Source organism: Microcystis sp. M165S2 (assembly GCF_020245885.1).
GTDB lineage: Bacteria > Cyanobacteriota > Cyanobacteriia > Cyanobacteriales > Microcystaceae > Microcystis.
Map to the genome: position 1 here is coordinate 1 of NZ_JADBTZ010000125.1, position 3,578 is coordinate 3,578.

3 protein-coding genes are annotated in these 3,578 nt (G+C 44.9%); 2 read left to right on the plus strand and 1 reads right to left on the minus strand.

Going from position 1 to position 3,578, the window contains the following annotated elements:
- Window positions 1-469 precede the first annotated feature (469 nt).
- A complete protein-coding gene (gene map / locus IM479_RS06615; RefSeq protein WP_287077115.1) occupies window positions 470-1,234 on the plus strand; it encodes a type I methionyl aminopeptidase in 765 nt (254 codons plus the stop codon).
- A 182-nt stretch (window positions 1,235-1,416) separates the two neighbouring features.
- On the plus strand, window positions 1,417-2,598 hold the full coding sequence (locus IM479_RS06620) for an aldo/keto reductase (protein WP_287687809.1): 1,182 nt from the start codon (window positions 1,417-1,419) through the stop codon (window positions 2,596-2,598).
- A gap of 274 nt (window positions 2,599-2,872) precedes the next feature.
- Here the strand turns inward: IM479_RS06620 and cobO are convergent, their stop codons facing one another.
- On the minus strand, window positions 2,873-3,478 hold the full coding sequence (gene cobO / locus IM479_RS06625) for a cob(I)yrinic acid a,c-diamide adenosyltransferase (protein ID WP_287078185.1): 606 nt from the start codon (window positions 3,476-3,478) through the stop codon (window positions 2,873-2,875).
- Window positions 3,479-3,578: the final 100 nt, after the last annotated feature.

Consider the following 3,578-nt stretch of genomic DNA (forward strand, 5'->3'; position numbering starts at 1 on the left):
ATCAGTTATCAGTTATCAGTTATCAGTTATCAGTTATCAGTTATCAGTTATCAGTTATCAGTTATCAGTTATCAGTTATCAGTTATCAGTTATCAGTTATCAGTTATCAGTTATCAGTGATCAGTTATCAGTTATCAGTGATCAGTGATCAGTTATCAGTGATCAGTTATCAGTTATCAGTTATCATATGTGAGTTTTCAGTTCACTGATTGGCTCTTCTCGACTTTGTGTGATAATTTTTGCTTATGGAATCGTGAAATGCTTATCGGGCAAGACTTTTAGGGCTATTTTGCGGATATTCTATCAGTATAGACCGCGTTTCCACACATAAACCAGAAGAGCCCCTGAGAGAGATTACTGTTTACTGTTTACTGATAACTGAAAAGTCTCCCCCCCTAAACAATAACGCTGCCCGATTTTGCTAGGATAAGAAATGTAACAAGAATCTTTCTTAACAGTCGGATAATTCATGGGCAACGATACCATCACCTTACTCTCTCCCCGGGAAATTGAAAAAATGCGTCGAGCCGGACGATTAGCGGCTAAACTGTTAGACCATCTGGCAGATATGGTCAAACCGGGGGTAAGTACCCTAGAAATCAATGATGAGGCAGAACGTTGGACTTGCGCCCAGGGAGCGAAAAGTGCGCCCCTAGGATACCATGGTTTCCCTAAGTCTATCTGTACTAGCATTAACGAGGTCATCTGTCACGGCATCCCCAGCGCCAATCAAATCCTTAAAGAGGGCGATATTATTAACATCGATGTCACCCCGATTTTAGAAGGTTATCACGGCGATACCTCACGCACTTTCTTTGTCGGTACTCCCTCCCCCTTGGCCAAAAAGTTAGTGGAAGTTACCAGAGAATGTCTGCAAAGAGGCATAGATGCAGTGCAGCCGGGGGGTAAAATCGGCGATATCGGGGCGGCTATCCAAGAATATGCCGAAGGAGAAGGATTTTCGGTGGTTAGAGATTTTGTCGGTCATGGTATCAGTAATGTTTTTCACACCGGTCCGCAGGTTCCCCACTACGGCACTCGTGGCAAGGGCAAAAAAATTCGCCCCGGCATGGTATTCACCATTGAACCAATGATTAATGAGGGAACCTGGCAACATATTGTTTTAAAAGACGGTTGGACTGCTATTACTAAAGATGGTAAACTTTCGGCCCAATTTGAACACACCATCGCCGTCACCGAAACCGGTGTCGAAATTCTTACTTTACCCGATTAAATTTAGGGAACGGGGAACAGGGGATAGGGAATGGGGGAATGGGAGAATGGGGAAATAGGGAAGTTTCAACTAATACCCCAAAACCCTAAAACCCTAAAACCCCATCACCCCTCTCCCTTCTCCCCCCGCAACGCGCACGAAGTGGTCTCCTCACTTCCCACTAATAACTGATAACTGAATATATGCAGTATCGTCGTTTCGGTCGCACTAATCTACAAATGCCGGTGTTTTCCTGTGGGGGAATGCGCTATCAATTTCAGTGGCAGGATGTGCCGATGTCGCAAATTCCCGACGAGAATCAAGGCAATTTAGAGGCAATCATCAATAAATCTCTAGAAGTGGGGATTAATCACATCGAAACCGCTAGGGGTTACGGCACTTCGGAGATGCAATTAGGCAAAATTTTGCCGCAACTACCCAGAGACAAGATTATCGTGCAGACGAAAGTTTCTCCTAGTCAAGATGTGCGGGAATTTCGCCGTAACTTTGAGCAATCCCTGCAATTTTTACGGTTAGATTATGTGGATTTGTTGGGTATCCATGGCATCAACACCGAGGAAATTCTCGATGACACTATGGCCGAGGGCGGTTGTTGGCAAGAGGCGAAAAAATTACAGCAACAGGGAAAAGTTCGTTTTATCGGTTTCTCGACCAATGCACCAACTGATGTAATTGTCAAGACTATTGCAACAAATTGTTACGATTACCTCAATTTGCACTGGTACTATATTTTTCAGAATAACTGGCCGGCCATAGAAGCGGCAAAACAGCACGATATGGGGGTTTTTATCATTAGTCCCTCCGATAAGGGCGGCCATCTCTACAATCCTCCCCCTAAGCTCGTGGCTCTCTGTTTTCCTCTCAGTCCGATGGTTTTTAATAACCTATTCTGTCTCAGTCATCCGACCGTCCATACCCTTAGTATCGGTGCTGCGCGAGCCAGAGATTTTGATGAACACCTGAAAACTTTACCCTTACTCGATCGAGCCGAGGAGATTTTACCGCCAATTATCGAGAGATTGCAAGGGGAGATGATCAACTGTTTAGGCGATAATTGGGTGAAAACTTGGTCTGTGGGTTTACCTAGCTGGGAAAATACCCCCAATCACATCAATATTCGTTCTATCCTCTGGTTACGCAATCTCGCTATCGCCTACGATATGATTGACTTTGCCAAGGCCCGATACAATCTCTTGGGGAATGGGGGTCACTGGTTCCCCGGTCAACAGGCAAAAGAGGTGGAAAAACTCGATTTAACTGCCTGTTTAGCCGCTAGTCCCCACGCTGATCAAATTCCCTATCTTCTCGCCGAAACTCATCGATTATTGTCGGGAGAGACGGTACAACGCTTAAGCAGTAGTTAGGTGAACTACTCTCAAGGTCGTTGAGAGCTTCCTGCTTCAATGGGATGCGCTTTCTACCTCGAAAGATAGCCAGTCTTACCTTCCCGACCCCGGCATCCGTCCTAGTTCCTAAGACCCATACTTTTTCTTGCAACACGACCCGTCGAAGCTCGCTTATCGCTTAAGGAATAGTGGTCAAGATATGTTCATCGGAGCATCGGTTTTTGAGAATTGTCTATACGTTGGTCAGCATTCATCCCATCGCTAAAAGCGAGGGAATTCTGCTGACACTAAGTTAAAATTCGATGCCGGGTTGCGCTTTCACTCCCTGTTGACGAAAGGGATGTTTAATTAACTTCATTTCCGTGACTAAATCCGCTATCTCGATTAATTCGGGTAAAGCTCCTCTACCAGTGAGAATAACGTGGCAATTAGCGGGTTTTCGGGCTAAACCAGCGATAACTTCCTGAATATCCAGATAACCGAATTTAAGGGCGATATTGATCTCATCGAGTAAAATTAATTGATATTGGGGATTTTCGAGAAAAGTTAGGGCTTTTTGCCATGCTTCTTCGGCTTTCTCTATATCTCTTTCTCTATCTTGGGTTTCCCAGGTGAAACCTTCCCCCATAGCATAAAACTCGATTTGTTCCCCCCAAACACTAAAAATCTTTTGTTCGGCAGGTTCCCAAGCACCTTTGATGAATTGTACCACCGCCACTTTGTAACCATGACCGAGGGAACGTAAAACCATACCGAGGGCTGCCGTGGTTTTTCCCTTGCCATCGCCGGTATTAACGATAATTAAACCTTTTTCAGCGATTTTTTCGGCTAAACGTTCCTCTTGGATGACCTTGCGGCGCTGCATTTTTTCTTTGTATTGTTCGGGAGTGAGTTGCATTCAAGTCTGTCCAGTCAAATCAAGATAATTGTAACTCAAGGGGTTATCGAGCGCTGTTTGCAGATTTTAACCGGCTAAATTGTCTGGGGGTTGATGCCTA

Excerpts from the sequence above, each read along its gene's own strand:
- map (WP_287077115.1), top strand. The coding sequence starts at position 470 with ATGGGCAACGATACCATCACCTTACTCTCTCCCCGGGAAATTGAAAAA.
- IM479_RS06620 (WP_287687809.1), top strand. The coding sequence starts at position 1,417 with ATGCAGTATCGTCGTTTCGGTCGCACTAATCTACAAATGCCGGTGTTT.
- cobO (WP_287078185.1), bottom strand. The coding sequence starts at position 3,478 with ATGCAACTCACTCCCGAACAATACAAAGAAAAAATGCAGCGCCGCAAG.